Below are 16,657 nucleotides of genomic sequence, written 5' to 3'. Positions count from 1 at the left end.
TTTTTGACGGGTTTTTCTTTTTTCGTGGTCTATTTAACCCGTAACCGTCTTTTTTCTTTTATTCTCTTAATCGGGTATTTATTGTTGACCGTCGTTCTCTTGCCGGATACATGCCAGGGCTTGTTTGATCCTTTTGCCCTTCATGTACCCAATATTTTTTCCGATATGGTCGGTTTCCCCGACCCGTGGGGTTATTTTTTGCACCGTTTTTGCTGGTTGCTGTGTGGTATAGTTTTTTTTAGCGCCGCGGTGGTGTTGTCCCGCCGTCTCCCGAATAGTACACGGGACAAGCGTTTATGGAGGTTTGTCTGCGTGATATGTTTTGTCCTTGGTGCTGGCAACGGTACGACTTTTTATTTAAGATATCAAGGTTCCGTAGAGGCTCGTCGTCTCTATCGTGATGTATACGTCCATTACAATTCCTACCCCAAAGTCACCCTACTCGATTTGGATCTGGATTACGAGTCGCGTGGAAATCGATTGTCGGTCGATTGTCGTTTACGTGTTCGGAATCAAAACAAGGAATGCGTGGAGAATCTTCTTCTTTACCTGAATCCTTCTTTAGAATTAGAGTCGGCACGTGTAGACGGGAAGGATATCCCGTGGAAGCGAGATGAACAGGTGCTCCTGCTCTATAGCGATTTGGCAGCGGGAGAGGTGTGTGAGGTGGAGATACGTTACAGGGGTAAGATCGATGAACGTATATGTTATGTGGACATCCCGGATAAAACGTTTTTCGATCTTTCGGACCGGGGAGATTTCACGTGTCGTTTCGGGAAGCGTTTCGCTTATTTGGGAGAGGATTACACTCTGCTCACCCCTGAATGCTTGTGGTACCCGGTATGTACTCCCCCGGTTAACCCGGGGAATGTATACGCTGTTGATAAACATTTTTTCAATTCGACGCTAAAGATAAGGGGCACGGGAGATAAGGCTGTTTTTTCACAAGGAGCGTCGTTCAAGGAAAGAGAGGTTACTTTATTCCGTTCGACAAAGCCTCTTGTCGGGTTATCGCTTGTAGTGGGTCGTTACACCGGCGATATGTTGCCGGTAGATTCGGTGCAATACGGTTATTATGTTTACCCGGGACACGGTGATTACTTTAACGGTTTGGAGGTCGTACCGGATTCACTCCCGGGGGTGATTTCTTCTTTTTCGAAAGCGGGGCATGGAAAGCCTTACCCTTTCGATCGTTATTTTTTTGTGGAGACCCCGCTCTCGTTTTGTAGTTTCTACCGGGTCTCTCGGAACGGAAGCGGGTACGTGCAGCCGGAGATGTACTTTTTCCCTGAGCAGATGATCGGTATACCTCTCCCGAATTTTAAAGAAGAAATTGTCCGGATGGAGGAAGAGGATCGAGTAAACAGAAGAGGGGTACTTACACCATTCAGGTATGAAATGAGGGTATTAGAAAGAACCATTCGTCAAGTGATGTTCTATACTAAAATTGTTAAAGGACAACCTATTAATGTATTGAATAAGTTTGATGAAAACAAAATCCTTGTAAATAATTTATATGTGGATTTTCCACTTTATAATGACTACACGATTAGTTTTAACTCGAAGGAATATCCCGTACTTAATACCCTATTAAATCAAATGACCGATAAGGCTAATTTTGAGGAGTACTTGAGAACAGTGTATCCCCAAGCAAGTTCAGGAATAATTGATAACTCTCACGTGAGGTATTATCTTTCTAAAAATAGTTTTTCTGATGCTCTTTCGGATGCATCATTTCTCCCCGTATTGTTAAATGATTTGTTAAGAATAAAAGTCGATCAGCTTAAGGATATACTCTTGTTGTATTCTTCTTCAGAGGAGTTGAACAAGTTTTTGGTTGGTTTTGTTCAACAGTATACATTTAAACAAGTGGATTTTGAAACATTTAATACTGCCTATAAACAAGAGTTTGGCATTGACTGGATGGAATTTTTACCGCAATGGTATTCGGAGAATAGAGTTCCAGCGTATATCATAAGAGATTTTAAAATGGCGGAGATATTGGAATCTGGAATGACAGAAAATCTTACTGGTAAAAAACGTTATAAAGTGCAGGCAAGTATATATAACACGGGAGAGGTTGACGGTATTATTTCATTTAGTTTCTATACAGACAAGGGACCTCAACAGAAGAATTTTCTGGTAAAAAGGCATGAGGGGCAAAGGATCGAATGGATTGGGGAAGAGATAGGTTTTGGTGTAATTTTACTTACTAATATAGCCCGGAATAACCCGGGAACAAAGTATGCTCAAAAAGGTGTAACAACTACTGACACTACACAACGGATAGAGCAATTACCCTTTAGTTATTTTCAACCTCCGGCCAACGAGATTATTGTCAACGAGGATGACGAGGGCTTTCGAATCATTCAACCGAAATCTCGTTTGTTGCTCGGTCGTTTACTCGGTCAACGGGAAGAAGGATATATCACGATTAATGGTAGTTCTCCGTATACCGGAGAGCTTCCAGAGTGGACTTATTTTGCCGCACCTTCTTTCGCTTACGGTGATATCACGGAGGGTTTTGTTTCCAAGAAGGCCGGTAGGGGAGATTTTAGCGTGGAGTGGCATGCTCGAATAGAAAAATCAGGAATGTATGAAATTTTTGTTTATATGACTCCCATCCCTTGTTTAACGTGTAAGCGCTATATATATAACTTGAGAAATTCAATTTCTACTAATACCATTCAGTTGTTTCAGTATTACACGGTCACGTGTGACGAGGGTGTGAAAGAGATTCCCTTGGACGTTAATATCGGTTGGAAAGCGGAAAAAGGGAAATGGATATCGTTGGGACGTTTTAAATTGACGCCCGGAGAACACGTGATTACTTTAAGTGATAAATCCAACACCTCGGATTTTAATATCTATGCCGATGCCGTAAAATGGGTCTATATAGAAGATGAATAGCACTTTACCTCCGTCCCAAAGTGCTATACGTGAAGTCTTAAAAATGTATTTTGCGAGGTTGCTGCATTAAAATACGGGATAAGTACAACGGCCGTTACGAACCGGATAAAACACTTCGGTTAAATACAGAATCCAAATCTTTAAAATTATAGAATAAAATATCCAATATTTATTGTTTTTATAAAATAAAGTTTAGCTTTACAAATTGTTATTTTGATTAAATATAGTGCGTGTATGAAAGAATTTTTATTGTTTAGGGGATTACTCTTTTGTCTTTTGTTCGGTGCTGTCTTCTCTTGTAGTAAAGATAAAGAAGAGGTCTATATTGATGTAGATGTACAAAGTGCGATTATTCAAAATGATGATACGGAGGTAAATGTAGAGGTTACCTCGAATGTGGATTGGACCTCTTCGTTGAGTGTAAATTCCGATTTTATTGTCTCTCCTACTTTCGGGAAAGCGGGGACGACACAACTCTCGATAAGTGCGCCACCCAATTTCACCTCTACGGAAAAAACAGCAGACCTGATCATTCGAGGTGGTGGGTTGTCAGTAAAGGTGCAACTTTCGCAACCGTCCCTGAATTTTTCTGTTACTCCCTCTTCTTTATTGTTGGATTCGGTCTCTTCTTCTAAGGCATTCGAGATTACTGCCAATACGAGGTGGAAGATTCAAGGCGATAATTTGCCCCAGTGGATTCAAAATATTACTCCGATGGCCGGCGAGGGAGATGTTTGGGTGAGCGTGACTGTTGCGGATAATCCCGAAAGAATGGAACGGGAGCATATTTTAAAGATCGAATATTCGGGAACATCTGCTTCCGTTGTTTTGAAACAGAAAGCAGCTCACAATAATTTACCCACAAAACCTTCGGGGCTGAAACCGAATACAACGGATGTCTCTATTATTCCGATGTTTAGCTGGACGGAGAGTACGGATGCTGATAATGACGTTATGCAATATACCGTTTTATATTCTACCAATGGTTTCGATTGGAATACTATAATTGCCGGTGAAAATACCTCCACGTCTCTTCCTGCCGACGCAGATATTTTACAACCGAATACAACATATTTCTACAAAGTACAAGCAGATGATGGACACGGCGGAGTGACCGAATCCGATATGGTGGAGTTTACAACCGGATTTGCAGATGCTTATCGTGATGGAGGTTATTCGATTTATCAGCAGTGTACAAAAGCTAACCCCATAAAGTTAGTCTTTACCGGGGATGGGTATCTGCCCGAACATTACAAATATGGAGGACTATTCGATCAGAATGTAAACGAAGCGATTGAAGCGTTGTTCTCGATAGAACCTTATAGAACGTATCGGGAATATTTCTCGGTATATAAAGTGGCCGCATTCTCGGCTCAATCCGGAGTCAGCAGTCAGATCTCCGGTGTCGTTAAGAATACGGCTTTTTCTTGCGAGCTCACGGGAGGTACTGGAATTCAATGTAATTACGATAAAGTATTTTCTTATGTATTACATTCTCTCGGGATGACAGAAACGGAGCTGTGCAATACCTCTGTTTGTGTGATTATAAATGAGGATGTGTATGCCGGGACATGCTATACCATTAGTAACGGCAAGAGCGTTGCGATGGTTCCGGTATCCAGAGAGCCTGGCGTTCTCACTACGTTCGGGAATATTGTTTGTCACGAGTACGGTGGACATGGTTTCGGCAGGTTAGCGGATGAATATGTGAATTATAATTTTGCGATACCCGAAGAGAGGGTGCAAAATCTTTTGGCATGGCAGGGATATGAATATTTCAGAAATGTCTCTCCCTATGATAATACAGGCGGGCATAAGGTACCATGGAATCGATTTCTTGATGAACCCGATTACTCTCATGTAGGTATTTATACTGGAGCCTATCTCTACGCTTTGGGGGCTACCCGGCCTGAAGAAACAAGTTGCATGGTGGATAACCGGTTGTATTTTAATTCCCCAAGCAGATATTTTATCGTGGAGCGAATTCTAAAGGTTGCGGGAGAAGGACCTCTTACGTTTGAGAAATTTTCTGCGAAAGATATACAGAAAGCTCCTTCGGAAGTTAGGGCTTCTTATGTCATGAAGAACTTTGTACCATTGGCCCCCCCGATACTTATTGAACAGAAATAGTGTACTGAATAGCACTTGGGTAGCACTCGGGGATAGGGGTAAAGTTGCTATATATTTTAACGTACGATTAAAAGTAACGATATGGAAATAAAATCTCTTGGAAAGACGGACTTTGAGACTGTGTTTGAAGCATTTTATCAGGCTTTTGCCGATTATGAGGTTCAGCTAAATAGGATGCAGCTTCAAACCATGTTAAAAAGGCGGGGATATGATCCTACACTCTCTTTTGCAGCCTTTGACAAAGGTAAAATCGTTGCTTTTACGTTTAACGGCATCGGAAATTTCGGTGGGATGTCAACGGCTTACGATACGGGTACCGGGACTTTGAAAGATTATAGAGGAAAAGGGGTGGCTACGGAGGTTTTTAACTATTCCATCCCGTATTTAAAAAAAATGGGGATTAAGCAATATTTGCTGGAGGTGTTGCAACACAATACAAAGGCTGTTTCTGTTTATAGGCATCTCGGATTCGAGGTGCCCCGTGAATTTAATTATTTTATTACTAAAAATGAGGATGTTCGAAATGACGTTAAAAATTCGAATACCTCCGGTATACTTAGGCAAATTGATCTTGAGGAGTTTGATTCTATTCCTGAATTTTGGGATTTTACCCCATCCTGGCAGAATAGTTTTGAATCCATCCAAAGAGCTGCCGAGGGGTTCGTTTGTTTGGGTGCATTTATTGAAGATAAGCTTGTCGGGTATTGTGTTTTTGAACCCGCTTCCGGAGATATTACCCAGATAGCGGTCGATAAACGATACAGAAGGAGAGGAATTGCTTCCGTGTTACTTCATGAAATGATTAAATTAAATCAAAATGATACAGTAAAAATCATAAATACGGATATTTTATCACCTTCGATCACCGATTTCCTAAAGGCGAGAAATATAGATATACAAGGAAAGCAATTTGAAATGATAAAACAGTTATAGCGTGATTTTATAGTAAAATTACTGTTTTATGTTTCTTTTGCTGTTCGATTTTTATCCGATAGGTTTTGGAGAAAGAATGAAATGTTTTGAAAGAGTGCCGCTTTACTAACGGCACTTTTTCAATTTATAATATATCGATAGCTTGTTGTTTTTTCAGAGTCGTATTATTTTATTCATCTTAGAATGCACGTCCTTGTTTCAGATCCTCGACGAATTTATCGATACGTCGCAACTGTGCGGGGATATATCGATATTTTGCAGACAATGGGGATTGCATTGATCGCAGCCGATGCAATGATTGGCCTGCCGTAAACGCGGAACGGAACGGTCGTAGCCGATAAGGAATACCCGGCGGGCCTTGCGGTAGTTCGTATCCCGTGACGAAGAGGGCATGTTGCCTTCGTTGATGCATTTGTTGAAATGGAGTAAGATACCCGGAATATTCATACCGTAAGGACATGGCATACAATATTTGCAATCGTTACAGGGAATGATCGGGTAACGGAGCAATTGCCGTGCCGTTTCTTCCAAAAATTCCTTTTCTTCAAAGGGGGAGTAAGTGCTTAAGTTGTCCTGAAGGTGTTCCATATAGGTCATGCCGCTTAGTACGGTTAGAACATTCGGAAAAGAGCCGGCAAAGCGGAAAGCCCAGGATGCGACGCTCGATTCGGGACGTCGTTGTTTCAATTGGGCAGCAATATGGTCGTGTACATTAGAGAGACGTCCTCCCAAAAGCGGTTCCATGATTATGGCCGGAATACCCCGTTTCTCTAACTCTCCGTAAAGATATTCGGCATCCGTGTTGCGGGTATTTACCTCTTTGGCATGTTTCCAGTCCACATAGTTGAGCTGAATTTGTACGAAATCCCATTTGATTTCGCCGTGTCGAGAGAGTAGGTAATCGAATATGCGAATATCCCCGCGGTAAGAGAATCCGAGGTTCCGAATACGTCCGGTTTCCCGTTCATCAAGTAAAAAATCCAATAGGCCGTTATCTAATGCTTTATTCTTGGCTCAATTCGCCAAAGAGTTATGGATATAATACTCTGAAACGGACAACGATTGGTATAGTAAATGACCAACTCTTTTAGTCGGCACTTTCTCCACTTATTACACACTTTTTAAAAGAAGGAACAGAAGGAGCTATTTTTAAGGCGAGAAGCGAAAAGCCGTTTGATCGTTTTTCAACGGTTTCCAAACCCTGTCTCGGGAACCATTCGGTATTGCTCATAAAGTGATATTTTTTTGTTTCGATAACTGTAACCAAACCATTTGTGCCTTGCTATTTGGCATCGTCGACGACAGTTTTTAATAAGGCTTTGGCATACCCTTTTCCTTTGTATATTTCTGTCATCCAAAAAAATAATTGATTATTAGATGGTTATGATCTCTACGGGAGTCCATGCTTTTTGTGCGGGAACATATTCGATAAAAACTTTTGCTTTTTCATCCAATCTTTTTTAATTCGTAACCTTCGCTACATTTCTTGTCGGAGAAAACGCAACAGAGATGTTGTGTATCAATATTCTCTTTTGTCAGGGTGATGTATATTTTAGGTTTAGTTTTTATATTTTATAAAAATAGATAATTGTTGTTTGTGTGTTAATCAAGCTTTTTTCGCTTGTCGATGGGCAATAGAATCTTTGTATATGATAAAAAATGATTGTAGTTTTGAGCATTGCTGAATAGATAAAATAATGATATGAAATTAAAAGGCTTATGGTTGGTTTTCAGTTTACTCGTGTTGCCGGTTATAGTAAAAGCGGAACATGAAAATTTACAAAAGCGATTACGGGAAACGATCGCCGGAAAGAATGCTCAAGTCGGTATAGCCGTTATTCTTAACGGCAAGGATACGATCACTGTGAACAATGATTGTCAATATCCTATGATGAGTGTTTTTAAGTTGTACCAAGCCTTGGCTGTTGCAGATTATTGTCAAAAAGAGAAGTTGTCTTTCGAAACGTCTGTTTATATTCGACGATCCGATTTGAAATCGAATACATATAGTCCCCTTCGCGACAGATATCCTCAAGGTGAAATTTTTCTTCCGATTAAAGAGTTGCTGAAATATACCTTGCATTTAAGCGATAATAACGCGTGTGATATTCTTTTTGCTCGAACCGGTGGGACGGAGGCAACTGACAAGTATATACGAAGTTTGGGTATCCGGGATTTTTCCGTTGAATTTACGGAGGATGAAATGCATAAGGACATAAATACCTGTTATAGGAATTGGAGTACTCCTCTTGAAGCGGTTAAAGTCATGGAATTACTGCTTACTCGGCCGTTATTCGATAAAGATTATCAGGATTTTATTAAACAGGCGATGGTTACCTGTGAGACTGGAAAAGATCGCTTGCCTTTTCCGTTAGAGGGGACAGAAGCAATCATCGGTCATAAAACGGGAACAGGAGATCTCAATGATAAAGGCCAGATCATCGGAATAAATGATGTGGGTTTTGTATATCTGCCGAACGGGAAAAGATACACGATAGCCGTTTTTATAAAAGACTCCGCGGAAAATATGCAGGAATCTTCTCGAATCATAGCTGATATTTCTCGTGTCGTATATCAATATGTGAGCGAAATATAGACAATACTACCGGTAAGAGGTATTTCTCTTCCGGTAGCGGGAAGTTTTGTGAGGGGATGGTTCGCTTTATCGGGCATGTTAATTTTGAGCTATGTATTCTTTATACATTTTCTCTATCTCCTTTATTGAAATATCCAATGTCTTTATTTGTTTGAAAAATTCCGGTAATTCTTCGTGCAGGAATACATCCTTGCGAAGAGTCATAATCCGGTCTTTGGCCCCTGCCGATACGAAATAACCGATACCGCGTTTATTGTATATTATTTCTTGCCCCTGAAGGTAATCGTAAGTACGAACGACCGTGTTCGCATTTACCTCCACGGTGGCAGCGTATTCCCTGACGGATGGAATACGCTGCTCTTCTTTATATTGTTCTTGCAGGATTTCGTCGCATATCCGGTCGGCTATCTGCAAGTATATGGATTTACTTTCTTTAAATCTCATAATAAATGAAATTTCGGTTTAATAATTTGTGAACGGGTAAAGAGTTTATAACTCAACCACCAGTTGAAAATAGTAAATAAACTAAAGAAAGTCACACCTGCTGTCAATATATTCTTCACTGTCGCCCAAGTGGCCTCTCCGGAATACAACAGGGCAGACGTGTTTTCGGGGTCCTGTCGTCCTATGGCGATTGATGCGATAAAGCCTAATAGAAACATTATACCCCAAAGGGTTCCCAATGTTTTTAAAAAAGGTTTTTTATACCAATAATTGCCGCCTAATATGAACAAGGAATGATGCCAGATAACCGAAGTCCAGATACAAGCCGAAACCAATCCCCAATTAGAAATTCCGCTTCCGTAAATAACGGAACTATTTTTACCACTCATACAAATCATATCTATAAACATAGAAAATATCTTAGGTAATACGGTCTGATGCAAAGTGGCAGGTACGTTGAATAAAGGAAGCAGAAGAAGACGGGTAATCTCTGCCAAGGATACGGTTAACAGGATAGCCACGAAAAGACCTACCGTAACGTATAAGAATCTTACAATAAACTTTTCAAACATAGTAGCCGGAAGCATAAGGAATGATATGCGTTTCTCTTTCGTTTTCATATTTTCCATAATATTGGCCGCGTAAATAAAAGATGCAATTCCCGCAATTATCATAAAGGCAATCATTCTGCTTAGACAAAAATGTTCTACCGCCCACTCGGGATTATCCAACCAACGCGGCTCGTTATTTGCCTTGATCATGGCAAATATTAACGTCAATGCAAATGCCGCGTAAAGACCGATTAATCGGTATACATTCGTTTTCCAGTTTTCAATGATCTCGCGTTTCATTACCATGACTATGCGCGATAAGCTAAAAAAGTTGTTCGCATCCATAATGTGCCTGTTTTTACTTGTTAAATATTGATTGCATTTTTTCCCTTTCTGTCAGCATAGCGTTGAATAATACTTCCAGATTCAAATTTGTTTCTTCATTTTCAAAATTCGGGAAAATTACGCTATTTCCTTGGATTGATGATTGAATATATAGTGCATTATCTGTCGGTTCATTTATCCCTTGATCTGCAAAATATAATTTATTACAGATGTTTTTTACCGATGTATTTAGCAATACGCGGGTACCGTCGATAATAATTACATGATCCAGCAAGCTGTCGATATCTCTTACCTGATGGGTCGAGATAATTACCGATTTATCATCTGTCATGCCCGAAGCGATCACTTTACGGAACTGGCTCTTTGAGGGAATATCCAATCCATTGCTGGGTTCATCCATTAACAGCAGAGGGGTGTTGGTTGCCAATGCAAAACACATAAATGCTTTCTTCTTTTGTCCCATCGATAGTTCGCCCAAATGGATATCTTCATTCATATCGAAATCGCAAAGGCAGGCTCTTAGCTGTTCATGGCTGAAATTCGGATAAAACGGGGTATTCAGTTTCAAATATTGTTTCAAGCTGACCGGTGGTAGAGTGAATTCTTCCGGTACAAGGAACATATCTTTTAATATTTGCGGATGGCGCATTGAAACATTCATTCCCTTGTAAAATATTTGTCCTGCTCGAGGACGAAGTAAGCCTGTCATTAAATAAAGCAAAGTCGATTTACCTGTACCGTTCTTGCCTAAAAGACCGTAAACTGAGCCTTTGCCTAATGTCAGCGAAAAGTCGTCAAAGATTTTTTGTTTTCTCTTTCCATAACTGAAAGATAAGTTTTTTACTTCGATCATCATGGTGGTTATAGATTAATTGGTTTATGTGTGTATTAGTTAAATAGTACACTGCAAATGTGTATAATTTATTTGATTAGACAAGCGGAAACCTTAATATTTAACTCTAATTAACTAATTGGGTGTGTTATATTGTTGATTTTCAGGTGGTATTTGATTTGCCAGACTCTAATTTGCCGAATAGCATTTTACGTTACAGGGGTGGACTGTTGATAAAGGTTTCCAAACGGTAAATCGGAAAAAGAGTTTGAAGAGTGATAGGTGGTGCTTGATCTGCTTGAAATATAATGATAATAATCGGAATTGTTTATACGAATTGTGGATATGATTAAAATAAGTATTTTTGTGTTCAATCATGATAGCGAGCATCTTATAATAAAATACTTACGTGTATTAAAATATAAAACGAAAAAATTATGCAGGATATCGTAAATGGCCGATGCGGTTGGTGTGGAACCGATGAATTATATGTTAAATATCACGATCTGGAGTGGGGAAAGTTAGTGACGGATGATAAGATACTTTTTGAGTTTTTGGTATTGGAGAGTGCTCAGGCGGGCTTGAGTTGGATAACTGTTCTCAGGAAACGCGAAGGTTATCGTAAGGCTTTTCATGACTTTGATGTTGAGAAAGTTGCTCGAATGACCGATGAAGACGTTGACCGGTTGATGCAATTCGATGGTATCGTGCGGAATCGGTTGAAAATCAAATCGGCCATTACGAATGCAAAACTGTTTATTGCCATTCAAAAGGAGTTTGGTAGTTTTTACAACTATACCCTTTCGTTTTTTCCGAACAGAGAGCCGATTGTAAATCATGTTCGGTCAATGAGTGAAATCCCGGTATCTTCTCCCGAATCCGATGCAATGAGTAAAGATATGAAAAAGAGAGGATTCAAATTTTTCGGGACGACAATTTGTTATGCTCATTTGCAGGCTTCGGGGTTTATTAACGATCACCTGACGGATTGCATTTGTCGAAAATCGTAAAAGTACCGTCTCGTTACGGAGTCTTTTCGAGGTATAGGCTGTATATTTAATTGATCTGCCGGGAGTCGAAAGTAAGAATGTGTTGTAATTTATGATATATATTGATTTAACGGTAGTTTTTGAACTCCTTATGAGGGTAGAGAGATAATTCGGAATTTTGTTTTATATATACATTTTGATCTTTAGAGAGACATGATTATTTTTGTCTTTCCGAAAATAGTGCATACAGTTATAGTGCCGTGCAAAATGAACTGCATGTATCGTGTAATAAAAAAGTAATCGAAATAATGAGAAAGAGGCTGTTTTTGTTTGTCGAGCATATTGTTTTCATATTTGTAAGTCTGAGTTTTTCTTCTTTCACTTCTCGAGCGGCCGATGTCAGGGAGCACCGCTTGCTTATCATCAACTCCTATAACGAGGCGGCTCCGTGGAGCCAGGAGTTGATCACCCCGATCGCGTTGTTAACCGCACGGATGGATGGCGTACGTGCCGATATCGTCCATATGAACGGTACGTTCATTCGTAATGCATCGATGTACCGTCAGGTGGAAAATGGTATATTTCAGCGTTTCGAGGATCAAAAACCGGACTACTTGGTACTGATCGGCAACATGTCCTTTACTTTAAGGGAACGTATCGTGAAGGAATGGGGCGATATTCCGATGGTGTTGATTTCCAAAACTAAAATATACGGGCCTCAGGAATTTTATATGACAGGCGAAACATCCGATGTATCGGACGATATGCTTAAACCGTTGATCGACCTGCAGGGCAAATACAATTTCACAATGGTCGAAGTGCCCGATTTGTATAAGGGGACGATCGACATGATGGTGGGGATGCTACACGGAATGCGCAAGGTGGTGTTCCTGGCCGATGAATTCTACCTGAACCGCTACCTAAACGGGCTTATCCGCCGGTATATAAAGGAAACCTATCCTGATTTGGAGTACGAATGGCTCGTGGGTAATGAGCACAACAGTGATCTTATGCAACAATATTTGAACGACCAGGATCCTTCGGTCGGGTTGTTGCTCTCCACTTGGTTTTACGAACGTGTCAATGTGCATGGGTTTCCGATGCTGATCTCGGGTGATGCCCGGATGATCTCTGCCGCGAAACGTCCTGTTTTCGCCCTACGGAGCGCTTATCTGAGCAACGGTATCGACGGGGGGTATTTCCCCGATCCTCGGCGGACGCAGGCAGCCGTCATGCATGCCGTCAATCAAATGTTGGACGGCGTACCTATGCGCACGCTTCCTTTCGCTTACGCAACAGAGGCATTCCCTATCGTCAATTATCCCAGGCTGGTTCAGGATGGGATCCCAGTAGACAGATGCCCCGAGAATACGGTGTATCTCGATAAACCCAAAACATTCTGGCAACAGTACAGCTGGTACATCATCGTGGGATTCGTCATTTTTACAGCAACGATCGTGATCGCTATCCTTAATGCGGTATTCCAGCGTAAGAAGATGGCTCTTTTCAGGAAACACGCCGAGCTGGTCGAGCGTATGCCCATCGCCTATACGCAGGCGACCGTGCGGTACGGTGCAGACAGCCATGTCGCCGACATCGATTGTCACTCGGGAAACGAGGCGTTCGCGTGTCTGATCCGGCAAAATGCCCTCCCGGACACTCCCGGCAAACTGTTTGCTCCCGAATATATCTCCAACTTGATCGAGACCGTATTAAGGAAAGGACTCCCCGTTACTTTTTCGCACTATTTCAAACAGACCGATACGTATTACGAGTTTCTGATGTACCAGTCTGAGCAGGGAAAGGAGTTGGATATCTTCGCCATCGACATTACGGCAAAAAGCAAAGCGACCAATGAGCTGAGGGAATTTGCGGAGAAACTGGACATCACTCTGAGCGTGGCGCATATCATTCCGTGGCGCTGGGATTTGGAGAGCCACAAGATCGCCTGTGAGGCTCAGCGCATATTGAGGCACATGAATTTCACCAAGCAGCGAGGATCAACCCATCTGGTCCATATTATTGAGGAAGCCGAATATTTCGAGCGCATCCATCCCGATGATGTAGTGCACGTAAAGCAGGCCCACCAAGGTTTTCTGGAAGGAAAGCTCCAGTACATCAAGACCGAATTCCGGATAGTTACCGACAAGAACGGACAGTTGCATACCGACTGGCTGGAGGTCCATGCTGCCGTAGTTGAAAGTGACGACCGGGGGCGGGCGAAAGCGCTTATCGGTTCGCTGCTCCTGATCACCGAACGTAAGAAGCAGGAACAAGCTCTTATTGCGGCCAAAGAGAAAGCTAGGGAGTCCGACCGCCTGAAGTCGGCTTTCCTTGCCAATATGAGTCACGAGATCCGTACGCCGCTCAACGCCATCGTCGGGTTCTCGAACCTGTTGCTCACCACCGAGAATGAGCAGGAGAAACAGGAGTTCGTAAACATTATCGAAACCAACAACCAGTTGCTACTGCAATTGATCGGCGATGTACTCGATTTGGCTAAGGTCGAGTCCAATACGTTGGACTTCATTTATAAAGCCGTGGATCTTAACGATCTGATCCGTACGATAGACAGCACGGAGCGTCTGCGCCTGCAACCCGGGGTAGTGCTCAACTTCATGCTCGGTGCGACCGATTGTGTTGTCCACACCGAACCCAATCGCTTGTCACAGGTACTGATCAACCTGATCTCCAATGCTCGTAAGTTTACGAAGAGCGGAAGCATCGTTTTCGGATACGAGTTGCGTGGAGACAAGATTTACTTTTTCGTGAAAGACACCGGTATGGGGATCTCCCCTGAGGGCCAATGCCGACTTTTTCAGCGTTTCGTCAAACTGAACGATTTCATGCCGGGCAATGGACTTGGACTCTCTATCTGCAAAGGAATCGTCGAGAAGATGAACGGGTCAATAGGCGTCGAATCTGCAGGTGAAGGCAAGGGTTCTACGTTCTGGTTTAAAATTCCGTATTTGCCCGCCGAGATCGTAAAGGCGGAACAAGTCGTTGCGGAGCCCCCGAAAGTTCCGCTGGGACGGAAGAACATCACGATTCTCGTTGCCGAGGATAATGAAAGCAACTTCCTGCTGTTCCAGTCCATCCTGAAGACGGAATACAAACTCATCCACGCTTGGGACGGATGCGAAGCAGTGGCACTCTGCCGGGAGCACAATCCCCAGTTGATCATCATGGATATCAATATGCCGAACATGGACGGTTACGAAGCTACCCGGGAGATCCGCAAATTTTCCAAGACGCTCCCCATCATTGCCGTGACGGCCTATGCATTCGCGTCGGATAAGGAAAAGATCCTCAAAAACGGTTTCAACGGTTATGTCTCTAAACCGATCAATCCGACAAAATTGGGTGTTGAAATACGAACTATACTCAACAAGAACTTTACGTTAGTCTGACCAAGGGAACATATCGACCGCCGGGTGTTGAAGACTATATACGGCATCCGTTTCCACAACGATCCCGATGGAAGCGTTTATCCGTATATATCGGTCAGCACTATGCTGGTGGATAAACAGCATCCCAGACTGCAGGAGTTCTTCGAAAAATGGTTTAAAAGCCCCGAAGGCAATGTACACGGGGAAGAGGCTTTCGTTATATAACAAGGTCGTATCTTCAATTTTTAAAATATATTTATTTGTTTTTTATTTCCGTTAAAACGTCTTTGGCAACTGCACTCCCGTTACGTGCGGCACAAGCCAGGCGAGTCTGTAACTCTCTTTTATAATCGCTTTCGTGATTTATTGTTTTTAATTAATCCGGCTTTATAGGGTGGAGGTTTTAGCGGGATTTGTCTTTTTATATCTTTCTTTTCTATTTAACACCAGTGATATGGAGTTGTGCGATGTTTCACGTCGGCCATATTGTACAAGCTGTTTCTTTTTCTATTTCTTGTTTCTCCAGAAAAGCCCGGTCCACCGGTTCGAGGTGAAAGCGTATTTCGGCAAACGGGTCTTTCTTCAGCCATTCTTTCTGCATGGCGATCCGGGTGATTTTCTTAAAGTTTTTCAGATATTTCGTCGTCGTGTTGTGATTGCATTTCCGTACTGTCTTTAAATAAAATTCATAATCCTCGATAAACTGGCGGCTCATTTCATCCAAGTAGAAGTCATCCCGTTTGTAGGTAAAATGAATGAATTCGGCTGTGAGCTTTAGGCAGATTTCGTATCGTTCGACCGTTGCCAGGGCCATGTCTATTCCCGAGAGTTTACGGCATTTTTTATTATGCTCCCGGAATACTTCGAGGATCGTGTGGCGTTTTTTTTCGTCCCGTCCGAGCCAGCGGTCGAGAATCATTTGGGCGGTTATGTGTTTTACTCCGTCGATTTCCATTTCTCTTTGAATACGAATGATCTTGCATCGAATGGCCTACATGTAAAGGTTTAGTTCATAGCCTTTTCTGTTGTTTTTTTTAGATGCTTTTCCTTTTGCGGAATCCCATTGATCCGGGTGGATTGTTTTTTTATCGTGGCATCTGCATGCATACCGTCTATGGTGATACGCATTACAATTGGAGCTTCGCCGTCACGATTTATTCGTGCACGGCGTAAGTAAAAAATTACGCTGAATGTTTTTCTTTCCATTTTTGCTACTTTTTAATGGTTACAAAACTAATTTTAAGTATGCAAAAACTTAAGATGCAAAATGATGATTTTTAGCGTTTTATATGTTTATTCGGTGACCAATATTCAGGCCTCGTTTGGTCACCGAATAGTACACCGGAAAATGCTTTAAAATACGTTTTTCTGCGATGCGGCTGAAAAGAAAAAATCCTGTAAGTTGCACACTTACAGGATTTAGCTCTATTCTTCTATGATACTTGGCGGAGAGAGAGGGATTCGAACCCCCGGTACCTTTCAGTACAACGGTTTTCAAGACCGCCGCGATCGACCACTCTGCCATCTCTCCTGTGCGG

12 protein-coding genes, 1 tRNA gene and 2 pseudogenes are annotated in these 16,657 nt (G+C 41.9%); 7 read left to right on the top strand and 8 right to left on the bottom strand.

All coding sequences use genetic code 11. The features are described 5' to 3' along the window. From DMB45_RS14725 to DMB45_RS08690, 3 genes are all read left to right on the top strand, one after another. On the top strand, positions 1–2,910 hold a 2,910-nt coding region (locus DMB45_RS14725), incomplete at its 5' end, for a golvesin C-terminal-like domain-containing protein (protein WP_181416503.1). A gap of 234 nt (positions 2,911–3,144) precedes the next feature. Continuing rightward, positions 3,145–5,040: a M64 family metallopeptidase gene (locus DMB45_RS08695; RefSeq protein ID WP_041502576.1), complete on the top strand. Its 1,896-nt coding sequence runs from the start codon at positions 3,145–3,147 to the stop codon at positions 5,038–5,040. Positions 5,041–5,121: 81 nt separating this feature from the next. Further along, complete coding sequence (locus DMB45_RS08690; RefSeq protein WP_041502577.1) at positions 5,122–5,973, top strand: GNAT family N-acetyltransferase; 852 nt, start codon at positions 5,122–5,124, stop codon at positions 5,971–5,973. 178 nt (positions 5,974–6,151) lie between these two features. Here the strand turns inward: DMB45_RS08690 and DMB45_RS08685 are convergent. After that, positions 6,152–6,984: pseudogene (locus DMB45_RS08685) on the bottom strand (aldo/keto reductase); the annotation flags it as partial. Positions 6,985–6,990: 6 nt separating this feature from the next. Continuing rightward, a pseudogene (locus tag DMB45_RS15070) lies at positions 6,991–7,542 on the bottom strand (GNAT family N-acetyltransferase); the annotation flags it as partial. A 133-nt stretch (positions 7,543–7,675) separates the two neighbouring features. Here DMB45_RS15070 and bla point away from each other — a divergent pair. Next, complete coding sequence (gene bla / locus DMB45_RS08680) at positions 7,676–8,569, top strand: class A beta-lactamase, subclass A2 (RefSeq protein WP_041502578.1); 894 nt, start codon at positions 7,676–7,678, stop codon at positions 8,567–8,569. 78 nt (positions 8,570–8,647) lie between these two features. On the opposite strand, the gene DMB45_RS08675 is transcribed toward bla, so the two are convergent. Genes DMB45_RS08675 through DMB45_RS08665 form a run of 3 tightly spaced genes read right to left on the bottom strand, consistent with a single transcriptional unit; the run spans position 8,648 to position 10,765 of the window. Next, positions 8,648–9,013 (bottom strand): GntR family transcriptional regulator, encoded by a 366-nt coding sequence (locus DMB45_RS08675; RefSeq protein WP_041502579.1) that lies wholly within the window; start codon positions 9,011–9,013, stop codon positions 8,648–8,650. Continuing rightward, positions 9,010–9,909 (bottom strand): hypothetical protein, encoded by a 900-nt coding sequence (locus tag DMB45_RS08670; RefSeq protein ID WP_041502580.1) that lies wholly within the window; start codon positions 9,907–9,909, stop codon positions 9,010–9,012. Before DMB45_RS08670 ends, DMB45_RS08675 begins: the two co-directional genes overlap by 4 nt. Positions 9,910–9,922: 13 nt before the next feature. Next, the gene (locus DMB45_RS08665) at positions 9,923–10,765 is read right to left on the bottom strand and encodes an ABC transporter ATP-binding protein (RefSeq protein WP_082027548.1); all 843 of its coding nucleotides are present in this window, start codon (positions 10,763–10,765) and stop codon (positions 9,923–9,925) included. A 413-nt stretch (positions 10,766–11,178) separates the two neighbouring features. On the opposite strand from DMB45_RS08665, the gene DMB45_RS08660 reads away from it, so the two are divergent. The 3 genes from DMB45_RS08660 (at position 11,179) to DMB45_RS14640 (ending at position 15,344) form a co-directional block, all read left to right on the top strand. After that, complete coding sequence (locus DMB45_RS08660; RefSeq protein WP_041502581.1) at positions 11,179–11,751, top strand: DNA-3-methyladenine glycosylase I; 573 nt, start codon at positions 11,179–11,181, stop codon at positions 11,749–11,751. 287 nt (positions 11,752–12,038) lie between these two features. Next, entirely contained in the window at positions 12,039–15,140 is a 3,102-nt protein-coding gene (locus DMB45_RS08655; protein ID WP_041505340.1) for a response regulator, read from the top strand. A gap of 24 nt (positions 15,141–15,164) precedes the next feature. Next, on the top strand, positions 15,165–15,344 hold the full coding sequence (locus DMB45_RS14640; RefSeq protein WP_146216430.1) for a hypothetical protein: 180 nt from the start codon (positions 15,165–15,167) through the stop codon (positions 15,342–15,344). 247 nt (positions 15,345–15,591) lie between these two features. On the opposite strand, the gene DMB45_RS08650 is transcribed toward DMB45_RS14640, so the two are convergent. The 3 genes from DMB45_RS08650 to DMB45_RS08640 all read right to left on the bottom strand — a co-directional run bounded on the left by DMB45_RS08650 (position 15,592) and on the right by DMB45_RS08640 (position 16,650). Beyond that, positions 15,592–16,074, bottom strand: a complete 483-nt coding sequence (locus DMB45_RS08650) for a phage integrase SAM-like domain-containing protein (protein ID WP_110688669.1) — start codon at positions 16,072–16,074, stop codon at positions 15,592–15,594. 50 nt (positions 16,075–16,124) lie between these two features. Further along, positions 16,125–16,325: a hypothetical protein gene (locus DMB45_RS08645; RefSeq protein ID WP_052649422.1), complete on the bottom strand. Its 201-nt coding sequence runs from the start codon at positions 16,323–16,325 to the stop codon at positions 16,125–16,127. Between the two features lie 237 nt (positions 16,326–16,562). Beyond that, positions 16,563–16,650, bottom strand: a tRNA-Ser gene (locus tag DMB45_RS08640). Between the last annotated feature and the right edge of the window lie 7 nt (positions 16,651–16,657).

It is taken from the genome of Sanguibacteroides justesenii, assembly GCF_003204205.1.
Lineage (GTDB): Bacteria > Bacteroidota > Bacteroidia > Bacteroidales > Marinifilaceae > Gabonibacter > Gabonibacter massiliensis.
The sequence above is the reverse complement of the archived record's forward strand: the minus strand, read 5'-3'. Positions and strand labels throughout refer to the sequence as shown.